Source organism: uncultured Desulfovibrio sp., from assembly GCF_944324505.1.
Lineage (GTDB): Bacteria > Desulfobacterota > Desulfovibrionia > Desulfovibrionales > Desulfovibrionaceae > Desulfovibrio.
The window spans coordinates 16,578-31,202 of the sequence record NZ_CALUWO010000005.1 but is presented as its reverse complement, the minus strand read 5'-3'; the positions used below and the strand labels follow the sequence as shown (position 1 = coordinate 31,202).

Sequence of the window (14,625 nt, the reverse complement as noted above, 5' to 3'; positions counted from 1 at the left end):
ATCAGACTCCAAAGCGCATGTGGCGCAGATAGTTCTGGTGAAATTGCGTATCCTGAACCAGCGGCAGCAGATGCGCCGCCGCACAGGTGCGGGCCAGACGCTCCCGCAGTGACACGTCCCCGGCCAGCAACACAGCACCGTGCAGGGCCGCATTGCCCACACCACGCAGGCGCTCGCCCAGGCCGGACGGCACAAAGCCCAGGGCTTCCAGCCAGGCCGCGGACACGTGTTCGCCCAGCGCCCCCGCCAGACAGAGGGCAGCCAGGGAGGCCGCCGGCAGCCCCGCGGCCGCCAGCAGGCTTTCCAGCGCCAGCGAAAAGGCGGCCTTGACCTTGAGCAGCTCTTCCACATCCTGTGCCGACAGCCACAGACCGTGCGGCAGCCACAGGCAGGGCCGGCCGTGCCGCGTTCCCAGCCCGGCCGCCACCCGCCGGGCCAGCGGTGTGGGCGGCTGCGGGTCAAAGTGTCCGTCCGCATCCATGATGCCCCACTGACGCAGCAGCGCCAGCAGCGAAAGATAGCCCGTGGCGCTGATGCCCGTCACCGGCTCCGTCGGAGACCCGGCCAGGCCGCGCACAGCCTCCAGCCCCTGCGGTGTCAGGCGAAAGGCCGTGACGCTGCCCGGCCCGGCCTGTTCCCCGCAGTCGGGACCAATGCCCTCCAGCGCCGGCCCCAGCGGCACGCTGGCAATGAACAGGCGATCCGCCGCATCCAGCAGGGCCAGTTCGCCATTGGTGCCCAGATCGGCCAGCACCAGCGGACGGGGCAGACCGGCATGCAGCAGAAAGGCCAGGCCCGCACTGGTATCACCGCCCACAAAGGGCGCCATGAGCGGCGGAATATAGACCGGCGGCAGCCCGGGCAGGCAGACCGTTTCCTGCCCGGTGCAGGGCAGGCTGCCGGGCGCCGTGGCCAGGCAGCGCACATCCTTGTCCAGCAGAATGGCGGTCATGACCGTGTTTCCGGCCACACACAACTGCTCCACCCTGCCCCCGGCGGCCTCGCTGCGGCGCACGCACTGTGCCACGGCCTGACGGGCCAGCTGACAGAGGCGCGCCCGCCCTTCCGCGTGCAGGGCCACCTCCAGCCGGGAAATCACGTCCGCACCGGCACCGGCCTGGGGATTGAGAAACTGTCCGCCGGCAAGCACGCGCTCCGCGGCCGTTCCCTGCCGGGCCTCGGCCCGGAAGTGCACGGAGGTGGTCCCCAGGTCTATGCCCAGCACCACGGGACAGGCCCTGCCCGCCGTTTCGCCTGCCGCCGGCACATCGACCGGCCGCGTTGCCCGCAGCGCCGCTGCCGGCAGTTCCAGCCGCAGGCAGCCGTCCGCCGCCATGGCCGGCACCCGGTGGCGGCAGGCCAGCCGCCAGCCCAGGGCAAGGGCCTCCGGCCCCAGAATTTCCTCTTCCTCCCGCAGGGGCGGTGGCGGCGCATCCAGAAAGCGCACCCGGCAACGCCCACAGCGCCCCAGCCCGGAGCACATGGCCTGCGGCGCCACACATCCCGACAGCCATATGGCCCGCGACAAAACATGCCCCGCGCAGGCCGTAAACCGCGCGGCTTCCTGTGCTGCCTGTCCCGGCAGTCCGTACAGAGCTATTTCCATGAGCGCATGGTGCCGCAAGACGGCGCCCGACGCAAGACATCCCGCCGGGCCGCCCCCGGACGTCCGCCCACGACGTGCAGGCCGCAGGACGCCTTCTTGCCGTTTTCACCGGGGCAGGCCATGGCCCGGCATCCGCCTGCCGGGAACACCGCAGCGCAGCTCCGGCACCACCGCTTCCCTGAAAACGACGCACCGAAACGGGGCAGCACTCCAGAGAACGCAGAACGCCTCCCCACCGCCCCACCACCGGCGGGCCTTTCCCTTCTTCCACGCCCGGCGTCTGCCAGGATGACCGGCCAGGGCGAAAAAAGCCCGGCAGGAACCGGGCCTTTTGACGGGACAGCATCCAGGCGACAGCCGGCCCGCAGGGCAGACGCCCCGGGATGACCGCCGCATGACGGGGTGCCGGGCTGACGGCCTAGCGGCCGCGTATCCAGTAGGTATCGAAACCGTCATCCAGCCAGCCGTCGGACACATTCTGAAAGCCGCTGTCCGCAAACAGCTTCTGGTATTCCTTGCGGGTACGCCGCCAGCCCCAGAACTGCTGCCGCCGGATGCCCAGAAAGTGCAGGCCGGCCCGGATGATATTCTTGAGGAAATTGACAAAGCTGCCCACGGGCGAGTCCTCTTCCAGCAGGGAGGCCGACAGGCAGATCAGTTCTCCGCCGGGAAGCAGCTGGGCGCGCAGCTCGGACAGCAGGCGCTCCAGTTCACGCTGGGCAATGCCATAATCCACCGTGGACAGGTAGATCATGTCGTACTGCACATCCGAGGGCAGACAGGCCGGCGGCAGGCCGATATAAATGCGTTCGCTGGGCACATACTCGCGCAGCCAGCGCAGGCTCACCGTGCTGGGTTCATTCACGTGCAGTTCCAGCTCCGGCATTTCCTCCAGCAGGGTTTTTTCCATGAAGCCCACACCGCTGCCGATGGACAGCACGCGCACCGGTTCCGTGCGCCCGGGGGCCTCCTGGGCCAGCTGGGCGCGCAGTTCGCCGATGAGCCATCGGGCGTCCTTCTGCTTGTTCCGGCGCCATTCCGCCGGCAGGTCTGCCCAGCTCTGATAGCGCCGGAACAGCTCCTCGTAAAACACGGCATAGAACTTGGGTTCCGCCAGATGGAAGAAGGAGATGTGAGAAAAGGACGTAAAGGGAATGCCCTGCCAGCTTTCCTGATAAAATCGCCGCACGTTTCCTCCGCTTGCCGCCACGCCCGATATTCCGTGGACAGCCATTTGCTGAGCATAGCCCATTGCAGGGAATGGCGCAATGTCGGAACCCCTGCGCCGGCGGGCGCCTTCCGCCGCAAACGCTGCGCCGGTGCCCCGTCATGACATCATGCCCGGCAGCCATACAGCATGCCGGGCACCGTTTGTCAATCAGGCCGTCCCTTGTGGTGCCTCAGTCCGCGTGCCGCTCATAGGGGCCATCCCCCTGGCAGATGCGGCAGACCTCGCCCAGAACGGCCGGGTACCATTCGCCGCATTTGGGGCAGCGGCAGACAGCGCCCTTGCCCCGACGCACCAGAAAATCCGGATGAATCCGGGCGGGAATTGCCTGGAGCAGCTGCATGCCCGCGGCCTTGATTTCCGCCTGGAGCAGTTCCGGCTCCTGCTCGCGCTTGGGCTTTTCCTTGAAGAACCAGGCGCGCACATGCGGATACTCCTGAAGGGCATCCACATTCAGGCGTACCCGGGTACCTTCGCCGGTCTGCTTGTTGTAAAGGGTCAGGGCATAGATGCCGAAATGGTAGACGCGCAGCCAGCCATTGCCCACCGTACAGGGGGTCAGCAGCTGAATGGCATCCGGCAGGCACTGCACGGTTTCCGAAATGGCATCATACAGAATGCCCTCCGGCAGGGTGCGCCGGGCCATTTCCACCATGTAGCCGCCGATGATGACACCCGGGGCCACATGCCCATGAAAATTTTTTACCTGGGCCACGAACGCATCGTGATCCCACTCTCCGATCCGCATGCACATTCTCCACAAGGCCCGTGATCAGCGGGCAACACATAAGGAAAGGCCGCACGGCACCATACCGTGCGCAATGATGAGAGACGCTCCCGCACGACAGCCTGTCGCAGGGGTCCGCCGGAGCACACACCGGCCCCGCGCCCGACAGCGCCGGACGGTGATCAGGTCAGAAAACGGAAAGAACCTGCCCCGCAGGGCACTTCCCCGCGGGGCAGGCGATGGTCGGAAGCAGGCCTACTTGCCCTGTGCCGGCATGTGGCACGGACGGCAGCCGGGACCAATCATGGTCGTATGGCAGCCATAGCAGGAACGTTCGGAATTTCTGGTATGATAGGCCCAGAAGAGGCTCTGGGGATCACGTTCCTTGGTTCCCTTCAGGGCATGGCATTCCTCGCTGGCGCCGCAGGACACATAGGGGCTTTTGGCGTCAGAAGGCTGGGCGTGATGGCAGACCACACAGTCCACGCCTTCATGGGAAGCGTGGTCAAACTTCACCCACATCTTCTTGTGGGTGGAACTCTTGAGTTCAATGGTCTTTTCTGGCGCCTTGGCGTCTTCGGCAGCAGCCGACAGGGGTATGGCCCCTGTCAGCAGCAGCACGGATATGGCAATAAGTGCTCGTTTCATGCATCACCTCTTTGCGACGGTTGCCCGCCGCCAACATGCTAGAACGTATTCCAGAAGGCGGGATGGATGGGATGCAGGCCCTTTCCGGCTGCCACCATGTCCAGGTGCAGCATGCCAATGGCCTGCACATCCATATCCGGCGTGCCCGTGCTCTCGCGCAGGTCCACCGCCGGGCAGTAGGTGCGGCACTGCGTGCACCAGTCCACCCGTTCGCCACGGGCATCCTTGGTCTCGCGCAGAATTTCCATCACGTCATTGCCTTCCTTCTCGCAGAAGGGGCAGGCGCCGCGACGGAAAACCCAGTCTGTGCCGCACAGCGAGCAGTGCAGGTGCTTCTTGCCCCCGCCCCCCGCCAGGAATGCGTTTTTCTCGTCGAAAACAGGCCTGTCAAGATACGCAATGGACGGGCTGGACCCGCAGACAGGGCAATAGCCGTGCCTCCAGGCGCCATCCGCATTCCAGGGCGCATCCTTCCCGTCGCCGCCAGGACGCATGAGCACCAGTGCCCGCAGAACGGGCCCCAGAATGAAGCCGAACGCAAAAAGCAGCACCGGCAGCGGCACGCCGGCATCAGCGGCGGCCTTTTCCAGAACGGCCGTTTTTTCGTTCAGCATTCCTTCTGCCAGAACCTCCAGAGCCGCGGTCCGTTCCCGGGCGGCATCCTCTTCCTGCGGCACGGCAAACATGCGGCGCAGGCCATCCATATGCGGCCTGGTCACCGTCTGCGCCTCCAGCAGCGGCAGGATGGTTTCCGCCGCCGCCCGCAACGGGGCGGCAATGCCTGTCAGTGGCTGTTCCGCCAGCAGGGGAAAGCCCTGGGCCGCCCGCTCCCGATCCATTTCGGGCAGGCGGAGCGTCGTTTCCTCCAGCAGAGGCCGCAGCGTCTGCGGCAGGGCCGCACGCGCCGTCAGCAGCGGAGCAAACATGTTCAGAACAGGGCCAAGAACAGGACGACGTGCAAGGATACCGGCAATGGTCTCCTCCACACTTTGACAGGAAAGGGCCATGGAATCTCCGAAGGAATGGGGTGACAGATGCGTTGCAGCGACGGACGGCCTAGCCGAAGGTCGCGTATTCGTGATAGTACTGGGCCTCTTCCGCAAGCAGATAGATCACGCTTGTTTCATCGGGATCAGCCAGGAAGGCCTTGGGATGGGTCTTTTTGACCGTTTCCAGGCGCTTCTTGGCCATGGCCAGTATCTCGTCACGTTCGCCAAAGGCCATGGCCCCGGTGGGGCAGGTCTTGACGCAGGCGGGCAGCATGCCCGCGCTGATGCGGTCGATGCACATATCGCACTTGGTCAGGGTTTTCCTGGCCTTGTCGTAGCGGGGAATATTGTACGGGCAGGCATGGATGACATCAGCCACATCCTGCTCGCTCAGTTTGCTGACCTTGTCGGTCACCAGCACGGCACCGGTCTTGGCGTCCTTGATCAGGGCGCCGGGCACGGCCATGTCGGCCACGTCCACGCAGATGGGCTGCACGCAGTGGCGGCACTGGTCGGGGAAGAAGTTCCAGACCACGTTGCCCTTGTCGTCCAGATGCTCGTGGAAGCGCACGATCTTGTAGTTATTGGGATTGAGATCCGGGGGATTCTGGTGACTGCCCCGCTGCTTGGTCACGTTGGCAGGCAGGTCGTGCCATTCCTTGCAGGCCAGCTGACAGCCGCGGCATGCCGTGCACCGGGTGGTATCTATCAAAAAGGCTTTCGGCATTTTCTTGCTCCTTGGGGGGCGCGCCCCGAAGGGCGCGCCCTGTGCTGGTTAGCCAATTTCCGTCAACTTATCGGCCTTGCGAATGTTCACGCAGCAGACCTTGGCCTCGGGGATGGTCGTGTTGGGGTCACACGCCACAATGGTCAGACGGTTGGTAGCGTCACCACACTTGGGAGTGGTCCAGCCGTAGGCAAAGGGCATACCGATGAGGTGTACCGTCTTGCCCATGACCTTGAAGGGACGAAGCCGCACCGTCACCATGGCAATGGCTTCCACCCGGCCGCGGGCGCTTTCCACGATGACGCCGTCACCGTTGGCAATGCCCTTTTCCTTGGCCAGCTCATGGCTGAGTTCCACATAGAGCTGCGGTTCAGCTTCGAGCAGGTTGGGAACGTTACGGGTTTCGCCGCCGCCGCACCAGTGTTCGGTCATGCTGTAGGTAGTCAGGACGATGGGATACTTGGGATCCGCCGCCTTGGCGACCTTGTCCATATCACTGGTATGGAACTTGTAGACCGGGCTGCGCAGCTGCTTGGAGAAGGGATGCTTCGCCAAGGGCGTTTCCGCCGGCTCGTAGTGCTCGGGGAACGGGCCGTCCAGGCGGCCGGGACCGTAGAGCTGGGCATAGCCGTCGGTGGTCATGATAAAGGCCAGCTTGCCGTTCTTGGTATCAGCCTGAGGTGCCCACGGGCCGTCCGGCACGTCGCCCACCCACTTCTTGCCGTCCCATTCGATGACGGCCTTCTTGGGATTGAAGGGCTTGCCGTTGAGGTCCACGGAAGCACGGTTGTAGAGGATGCGGCGGTTCACCGGCCAGCACCACGACCAGTTGGGATACAGGCCGATGGCAGCCTGCATGGGCGTCTGGCTGGGGTCACGGCGCTTGGACTTGTTGCCGTCTTCCTCGGTGTAGCTGCCGGCATACAGCCAGTTGAGGGACGAGGTGGTGCCGTCGGCCTGGAGATTGCCGAAGGCCGGAACCAGGTCGCCCTTCTTGTAGGTCTTGTTGCCGACCTTGGTATCGGCCCAGAAGAAGCCGTTGATGCGGCGGGTCCACTCTTCGGCATCGAACTTCTGGGGCCAGTTCAGGTTGAGCAGGGCTTCGGGCAGGCGACCGCCCTCGGCCTTGTACATTTCGCGCAGCTTGTTGATGAGCGGCACGAACATGTCGGCGAAGTTGCGGGCTTCACCCGCCGGCTCCACCGCCTTGTCAAACCACTGCAACCAGCGGCCGCTGTTGCTGATGGTGCCGGCCTTTTCCACACGATGTGCGGACGGCAGCAGGAAGACTTCCGTCTTCACCTTCTTGGGGTCCACCCCCTTGCGGCGCCAGTTGTCCGTGGTTTCGGAGTTGTGGATTTCCGCGCAGACCATCCAGTCCAGATTGTCCAGGGCCTTGCGCATCTTGTTGGTGTTGGGGAAGCTGTTCATGGGATTGACGCCGAAGATGAAGCCACCCTTGATCTTGCCATGATACATCTTGTCCATGACATACATGTAGGAGTAGTCAGCTCCGGGTTCGCCCTTGGGCAGCAGGCCGTAGCAGAAATCATTCTCCTTGGTGGCCGCTTCCCCGAACCAGCCCTTGAGCAGGCTGGTCATGTACTTGGGCCGGTTGCCCCACCAGTTAGCACTGTTGGGAATCTTGGTCACCGGCGTATTGGCCTTGTTGAACTGGGCCAGGGTCTGCCACGGGGCCAGCGGCAGGCCGATGTAGCCGGGCAGCACATGGTACAGCAGGGCATGGTCCGTGGACCCCTGCACATTGGGTTCGCCGCGCAGGGCGTTGATGCCGCCGCCGGCCACACCGATGTTGCCCAGCAGGAGCTGCACCAGCGTGGAGCAGCGGATGTTCTGCACACCCACGGTATGCTGGGTCCAGCCCAGGGCATACAGGATGGTCCCGGCCTTGTCGGGCCGGCCCGTGGCGCAGAAGTGCTTGTAGACCTTGAGCAGGTTTTCTTCGGAAACGCCCGTCACATCGGACACGTTCTTCAGGGTGTAGCGCGAATAGTGCTTCTTCATGAGGTTGAAGACGCAGCGTTCGTGCTTCAGCGTGGGGTCGCGCAGGGGCGCGCCGTCGGCATCCTTTTCAAAGGCCCACTTGCTCTGGTCGTACTTGCGCGCCTTGGCATCGTAGCCGCTGAAGAGGCCGTCCTTGAAGGCATAGCCCTTGCCGACGATGAACGAGGCGTTGGTATAATTGACAACGTAATCACGGAAATAGCTGTTCGTTTCCAGGATATAGTTGACCATGCCGCCCAGGAAGGCGATGTCCGTGCCGGAGCGCAGCGGCACATGATAATCGCAGCGGGCGGACGTACGGGAGAACTTGGGGTCAACGTGAATGAGCACGGCCCCGTTGTCCTTTGCCCGCATGATCCACTTGAACGAAACAGGATGATGTTCAGCGGCATTACTGCCGATAATAAGAACCACGTCGGCATTCTTGATGTCGATCCAGTGGTTGGTCATAGCACCGCGTCCGAACGACTCTGCCAGAGCCGCAACAGTGGGGCTGTGTCAGACCCGTGCCTGGTGGTCCATCTGGACAACACCCAGGCCGCGCATGGCTTGATGGATGACGGCGCATTCCTCGTTGGAGGCATGCGAGGTACCCATCATGAAAATGCTTTCCAGACGGTTGACCGTCTGGCCTTTTGCGTTCTTGAGAATCAGGTCCTTGTCGCGCGTATCCTTCACGCGGCGGGCAATCTTCTCAAGCATCCATCCCCAGTCCTTTTCTTCCCACTTGTCACTGTAGGGAGCACGATACAGCGGCTTGGTGAGGCGGTGCGGATTGGTATACATGGAGAACAACGCTGCACCCTTGGCGCACAGCGATCCCTCGTTGACCGGAAAATCGGGATCCCCCTCCGTGCTCACCAGCTTGCCATTGCGCACATAGGCGATAACCTGGCAGCAGACCGCACAGAAGGGACAGACCGTCACGACTTCCTTGGCGCCTTCAATCTTGAGGCTGCCGGCGTAGGCCTTTGCCTCGCCGAGATTGAGGCCGAACTGGCTGAGCGAAAGGCACAGGGCGCTTATGCCGGCCAGTTTCAGGAACTCTCTTCGTGTGTAGCTCATAGGCTTCTCCTGAATCAGCGTAAACACAGACTCCGCCGGACCATCGGGCCACCCTCAGGCCCCGGCCCGGCCCGCTGCCAGACCCTTTTGCCGGCTGACAAAAGGTATGGCAGTCTGGACTCTTACGTTATGCAAAAAAACCGCCTTCCGCAAGGCCGGACACGGAAAAAACACTGTGCCGAAATTCTCATGCAGCGCCCTTCTGCCGCCCAAAAGACGCCGCCTTCGCCGGCTGAACCGCAGCCTGACGGCACGAACGGCTTCCCGCCGTTCCCGCCGCAGGCAAAAACGGCATTTCGCTAAAAAAATTTCCCTGCCCGGCCCTCCGGCGCCGCCCGTGTTCCAGGCACAGCATCCTTCGTTCCCGACTGAACAAGGGCACAAAAAAAAGAGGGAGCGCCGCGGACCATGCGGCACTCCCCCCTTCCTGGTCTGCTCCCGGCGGCTGTCCGCCGGACAAGCCTGCCCAGGGAACGCGGGGCAGATCATTCCCCGCCGTGCTTGTCTCCCATCCAGCCTTCCAGGGCATCAATGATCTTGCGTGCCTGATCCGCACTGGAAATGGTGAACTTGGACTGCATGCGGTACTCTCCGCCCACCTTCTTGTAGCGCCGGATGACGTACTTGTCCGGCCCGTAGGCATCGGCCTGGGGCCGCCATTCCTGATAGCGGAACAGAATGGTGGTCCAGGCTCCCTTGCTGAGGATGACCTTGTCCAGTTCGTTGATGATGGTGATGCCGTTCTCCTCATAGTGAACGGTCAGTTCGTCGATGGTCTCGTTCAAGGTTCTTGCTCCTGAGCATGCGGCTCCTGGCCGCACGCACTTGGGGGAAATCCCCGCTTCGTTGATGGCATTCCGTTTTCCCCGCACACACGGCCCGCCATGGCGGCCCGCAGGAAAAACGCCCCCTCCGCCCGGCCTGCCGGTCCACCGGCGTCAGCGGCAGCCATGACGGCGGGCTGAAGATAGCCGTTTCAGGATATCCCCGCAAGAGGACTTCCCGAAGCGTCTCAGCGCACGGCCCGCTGGGCCGCCAGCAGCGGCAGGACGTAGCGCTCCACAGGCGCAAAGTCATCCCGCAGGGGAGGCGTCCCCCCGGAACTGACAGACAGCCTGGCACCCAGCATGAAGGCCAGCTCCGGCCGCATGTCCTGCGCAGACGCATGCCACCAGTCTCCCCGCGGCTGCGGCAATGCCAGCAGCATGAGATTCTGGAGGCTGTCGGGGCGGTAGGGCTGCCCCACGCCAAAGACATGCACTTCCGCGAACTGGCCGGCCAGGGCGGCGTATATGCCCTGAAACAGGCGGGCATCCCGGCCTTCGGCCGCGCCGATGACATTCATGAGCACGGCGCCATCCGGGGCCACCGCCCGGCGCAGGGCCGCCGCGGCCTCCTGCGTGCCCAGATGAAAGGGCACGGTATAGCAGGAATTGAACACATCCACAAAAATCAGGTCATAGCGCTCGCCCTGCCGCTCCAGAAAGGCCCGGGCATCGGCATGCACCACCCGCAGGCGCGCATCGTCCGTATCAAGGGCAAAATAGTCGCGTGCCACGCGGGTCATGGCGGGGTCCAGCTCCACCACCGTGCATTCCAGACCGTCCGCCTCCAGACCGGAGCGGCCGGCCAGCAGCCACTTGGGCACGGAATAGCCTCCGCCGCCCAGCATGAGCACGCGCCGCGCCCCGGGCACCAGCCACGTCCCCAGCGCAAAATAGCGGGTATAGGGGAAATAGAGTTCCTGCGGATCGTCCAGATACATGCCGGACTGGCTGAAGCCGGGGTCCGTGGCCATGAAACGCACAGGACGCGCCCCGTCATGTGTATCCCACAGGCGGATGCTGTTGCAGGCGCTTTCCAGCAGCAGCCACGGCGCCCTGTCCGCCCGCCCCGCACCGGCCGCCATGAGCAGCAGGCAAAGCAGAAAAAGCCCCGCGCGCAGCAGCGTTGCCCCCCACGGGCGCAGGGGAGAGGCCAGCAGGGCCAGCAGCAGCATGCTCAGTGTCACCCCCCAGAGGATGACGCTGCTGGGCAGCCACGAAATGAGCACAAAGCCGCCCAGGAAGGTGCCCGCAATGCTGCCGGCGGTGGACAGCGCATACAGCCTGCCCACGGTGGCCCCCGCCGTTTCCAGACGGGCCAGACGCAGGCGGATGATGTAGGGACCAAGCATGCCGCAGCACAGGCCCGGCAGGGCAAAGACTCCCACAGCCGCCGCCAGGGCTGCCAGATACAGATTGTCAATGGTCATGGTACGGCTGCCGATGAGCTGATGGCAGGATGCCGTCACGGCACAGCTGACACCGGCCAGGGTCAGCACATGTCCGAGCACCCGCCGGGAAAGCCACCTGTCCGCCAGCCGTCCCCCGACGTAGCCGCCCAGGGCCAGACAGGCCAGCACCACCCCGATGAGGCTGGTCCAGACCACGGTGGAGGTGCCCACATGGGGCGCCAGCACACGCGCGCCCACCATTTCCAAGACCATGATCAGGAGGCCGCTGCAGAACATGAGCAGCTCAGGCATGCCGATCCTCCCCGCCGCGCTCCCGCCGCGCCTCGAAAAACGCCCGCAGCAGCGCCGCACAGTCCGCAGCCAGAACGCCGCCCATGTGCCAGACCCGGTGCTGGAGAAAGGGCTGATCCAGGGTCTCGGCACAGGAACTCACCGCCCCGGCCAGCCTGTCTGCCGCGCCATAGACCACGCCGGCCAGTCGGGCATGGGCCAGGGCCGCCGCGCACATGGCGCAGGGTTCCAGCGTGACCACCAGCACGCAGCCGCCCAGACGATAATTGCCCAGCGCCGCACCGGCAGCACGCAGGGCCAGCACCTCGGCGTGGGCCGTGGGATCATGCAGGGCCACGGGCCGGTTGTGGGCGCGGGCCAGCAGGCGACCGTCCGCCGCCACCACCAGGGCACCCACAGGCACCTCGCCCTGGGCGGCCGCCAGGCGCGCCTGATCCAGCGCCAGGCGCATGAGGCCGTCCCAGCTCCGGCCTGGAGGCGGTGACGGGCACGGCCCCAGGCGGGGCATGACCCAGGGCGCGCACGCCGCAGCCACGTCCGGGCCGTCTGCCGCGGGCATGCGCCGCGCGGCGTCTACAGAATGATGATCTTGCACAGATGGTCCACAACCTGCTCGGGAGTATCACAGACCGTGATGAGGCGGCTGATTTCCTCGCTGCTGATGTAGCCCCGCTCCACCATGCTGGTCCTGAGCCAGTCCAGCAGGCCCTGCCAGTAGCGGCTGTCATAGAGGATGATGGGGAAGGGGCGGATGCGGCCGGTCTGGGCCAGCACAAAGGCTTCGGACAGTTCGTCGATGGTGCCCATGCCGCCGGGCATGACCACATAGGCCATGGCATACTTGACGAACATGAACTTGCGGATGAAGAAATAGCGGAAGTCGCAGCGCGTGGTCACATAGGGATTGCAGCCCTGCTCATGCGGCAGATGGATGTGCAGCCCCACAGACACGCCGCCGGCCTCGGTGGCGCCCTTGTTGGCAGCCTCCATGATGCCGGGGCCGCCGCCGGTGATGATGCCGTAGCCCTTTCCGGCCAGCAGGCCGGCCATCTTTTCGGCCGCCTGATAGGCGGCATCGTCGGGATGGGAACGGGCCGAACCAAAAATAGAAATGCACGGGCGGTCCAGGTGATTGAGCGTATCCAGCGCTTCCACCATTTCGCCCATGATGCGGAAGGTGCGCCATGATTCCGTAGTAACGGAAGTGATGTCATCCACAAGATTCTGTTGCAGTTCGGGCATGCCAAGCCTCCTCTGGGCACAGCAGGGTGTGCCGGTTGTGTTTGCGCGAGTATACGTGCCGGCCCGCCGGGCGTCAAAACCTATCCCGTTCCTGCGGCCTTCCGGCCATGCCGGATGGATGCTTGCGCTCCCCGCGGATGCGGGGCATAGTAGCCCATCGTCCGCGGCTACGGCCGCCAACCTATGCAAAGGGGACACCCATGAAGGTGCAATTTCTGGGGGCGGCACAGACCGTCACCGGGTCCTGTTACGTCATCGAGGCCTGCGGCAAGCGCTTCTGCGTGGACTGTGGCATGCATCAGGGCAACAAGGCCATCGAAGACCGTAACCGCGACACCACGGTCTACCGCCCCGAAGCGCTGGACTTCATTCTGGTGACACATGCCCACATAGACCACTCCGGCCTCATCCCGCTCATGGTCAAGGACGGTTTCAGCAAGCCCATCTACTGCACCCCGGCCACCAGCGAGCTGCTGGAACTCATGCTCCAGGACAGCGCCCACATCCAGGAAATGGAAGCAGAATGGGAAGCCAAGAAATACAGCCGGCGCGGCCTCAAGAATCCGCCGGAAGCCCTCTATACCACCGACGATGCCGCCAGGGCCGGCACCCTGGTCAAGACCGTGCAGTATCACGACACCTTCGAGCCGGCGCCGGGCATCAAGGTCACCTACTATGACGCCGGGCACATCCTGGGGTCCGGTACGCTGCGCATCGAGGCCAACGAAAACGGCAAGACCACCAGCATCATCTTTTCCGGCGACATCGGCCGCCCGCAGGCCCTCATTGTGCGCGATCCCGAAACGCCCCCGCGGGCGGACTACGTGTTCATGGAGTCCACCTACGGCGACCGCAACCACAAGAACGAAAGCACCAGCGACGATGAACTGGCCGACGCCATTGCCTACAGCCACAGCAAGGGCGAAAAGGTCATCATCCCGGCCTTTGCCGTGGAACGCACCCAGGAAATCCTCTATTGCCTGCATGTGCTGCACAATCAGGGGCGCCTGCCCGACGACATGCCCGTATTTGTGGACAGTCCGCTGGCCATCCGGGCCACGGAGGTCTTCAAACGGCACCGCAACCTCTTTGACGAGGATGCCACGCGCCTGCTGAGCAAGGGCGAGGACCCCTTTGAACTGCCCAATCTGAAATATACGCTCAATGTGGCCGAATCCCAGGCCATCAACGAATATCAGGGTCCGGCAGTGGTCATCTCGGCCAGCGGCATGTGCAATGCGGGCCGCATCAAGCATCACCTCAAGCACAATCTCTGGCGGCCCGGTGCCAGCATTGTCTTTGTGGGCTATCAGGCCGTGGGCACCCCCGGGCGCAAGATCGTGGACCAGGCCAAGAAGATCACGCTCTTTGGCGAAGACGTGAACGTGGCCGCGCGCATCTATACCATCGGCGGCTTTTCCGCGCATGCCGGGCAGAGCCAGCTGCTGGACTGGCTGAAGCCGCTGGTGGGCAAGGAAACCAACGTGGTGCTGGTGCACGGCGAAGAAAAGGCCCAGACCACCCTGGCCGGTCTCATCAAGGAAAACTACGGCATTACGCCGCTCATTCCCGGCTATCTGGAAGAAATGACCCTGGAAGGCTGCACCCTGTGCGAAACCGTCACCCACGAGGCCAAGGCCCATCCGCGCGTGGACTGGGACTTCCTTACCAGCGAGGTGGAGCGCAAGTGGGGCATGTTCAAGGGCAAGCTGGCCGATCTGGAACAGCGCCCCTGGGTGGAACAGACCGAATTGCAGGATGCTCTGGAAAAGATGGATTACGCCCTGACGCGGCTTATTTCCCGCATGTAATCTTCCGGCGGCGGGGCACAGCCCCGCCGT

At 64.0% G+C, this 14,625-nt stretch carries 12 protein-coding genes; 1 reads left to right on the top strand and 11 read right to left on the bottom strand.

The genetic code is table 11. The annotated features are described in order from the left end of the window. Window position 1 precedes the first annotated feature (1 nt). From Q0J57_RS06690 to Q0J57_RS06640, 11 genes are all read right to left on the bottom strand, one after another. A complete protein-coding gene (locus Q0J57_RS06690; protein WP_297218537.1) occupies window positions 2–1,606 on the bottom strand; it encodes an ASKHA domain-containing protein in 1,605 nt (534 codons plus the stop codon). A gap of 418 nt (window positions 1,607–2,024) precedes the next feature. Then, a complete protein-coding gene (locus Q0J57_RS06685; protein WP_297218535.1) occupies window positions 2,025–2,795 on the bottom strand; it encodes a hypothetical protein in 771 nt (256 codons plus the stop codon). Between the two features lie 211 nt (window positions 2,796–3,006). Further along, the gene (locus Q0J57_RS06680; protein ID WP_297218533.1) at window positions 3,007–3,582 is read right to left on the bottom strand and encodes a formylmethanofuran dehydrogenase subunit E family protein; all 576 of its coding nucleotides are present in this window, start codon (window positions 3,580–3,582) and stop codon (window positions 3,007–3,009) included. Window positions 3,583–3,816: 234 nt separating this feature from the next. Beyond that, the gene (locus Q0J57_RS06675; protein ID WP_297218531.1) at window positions 3,817–4,209 is read right to left on the bottom strand and encodes a cytochrome c3 family protein; all 393 of its coding nucleotides are present in this window, start codon (window positions 4,207–4,209) and stop codon (window positions 3,817–3,819) included. A gap of 38 nt (window positions 4,210–4,247) precedes the next feature. After that, window positions 4,248–5,216 carry a formate dehydrogenase accessory protein FdhE gene (locus Q0J57_RS06670; RefSeq protein WP_297218529.1) on the bottom strand — a complete coding sequence of 323 codons (969 nt, stop codon included), beginning with the start codon at window positions 5,214–5,216 and terminating at the stop codon, window positions 4,248–4,250. 49 nt (window positions 5,217–5,265) lie between these two features. Continuing rightward, the gene (locus tag Q0J57_RS06665) at window positions 5,266–5,925 is read right to left on the bottom strand and encodes a 4Fe-4S dicluster domain-containing protein (RefSeq protein ID WP_297218527.1); all 660 of its coding nucleotides are present in this window, start codon (window positions 5,923–5,925) and stop codon (window positions 5,266–5,268) included. A gap of 48 nt (window positions 5,926–5,973) precedes the next feature. After that, window positions 5,974–9,015, bottom strand: a complete 3,042-nt coding sequence (gene fdnG, locus Q0J57_RS06660; protein ID WP_297218525.1) for a formate dehydrogenase-N subunit alpha — start codon at window positions 9,013–9,015, stop codon at window positions 5,974–5,976. A 485-nt stretch (window positions 9,016–9,500) separates the two neighbouring features. Then, window positions 9,501–9,800 carry a hypothetical protein gene (locus tag Q0J57_RS06655; protein ID WP_297218523.1) on the bottom strand — a complete coding sequence of 100 codons (300 nt, stop codon included), beginning with the start codon at window positions 9,798–9,800 and terminating at the stop codon, window positions 9,501–9,503. Between the two features lie 227 nt (window positions 9,801–10,027). Beyond that, a complete protein-coding gene (locus tag Q0J57_RS06650; RefSeq protein ID WP_297218521.1) occupies window positions 10,028–11,542 on the bottom strand; it encodes a fused MFS/spermidine synthase in 1,515 nt (504 codons plus the stop codon). Further along, window positions 11,535–11,993 carry a tRNA adenosine(34) deaminase TadA gene (gene tadA, locus Q0J57_RS06645; RefSeq protein ID WP_363315466.1) on the bottom strand — a complete coding sequence of 153 codons (459 nt, stop codon included), beginning with the start codon at window positions 11,991–11,993 and terminating at the stop codon, window positions 11,535–11,537. Before tadA ends, Q0J57_RS06650 begins: the two co-directional genes overlap by 8 nt. A 122-nt stretch (window positions 11,994–12,115) precedes the next feature. Beyond that, complete coding sequence (locus tag Q0J57_RS06640; protein ID WP_297218519.1) at window positions 12,116–12,784, bottom strand: TIGR00730 family Rossman fold protein; 669 nt, start codon at window positions 12,782–12,784, stop codon at window positions 12,116–12,118. 200 nt (window positions 12,785–12,984) lie between these two features. Here Q0J57_RS06640 and Q0J57_RS06635 point away from each other — a divergent pair, with 200 nt between their 5' ends. After that, window positions 12,985–14,595, top strand: a complete 1,611-nt coding sequence (locus Q0J57_RS06635) for an MBL fold metallo-hydrolase (protein ID WP_297218517.1) — start codon at window positions 12,985–12,987, stop codon at window positions 14,593–14,595. Window positions 14,596–14,625 lie beyond the last annotated feature (30 nt).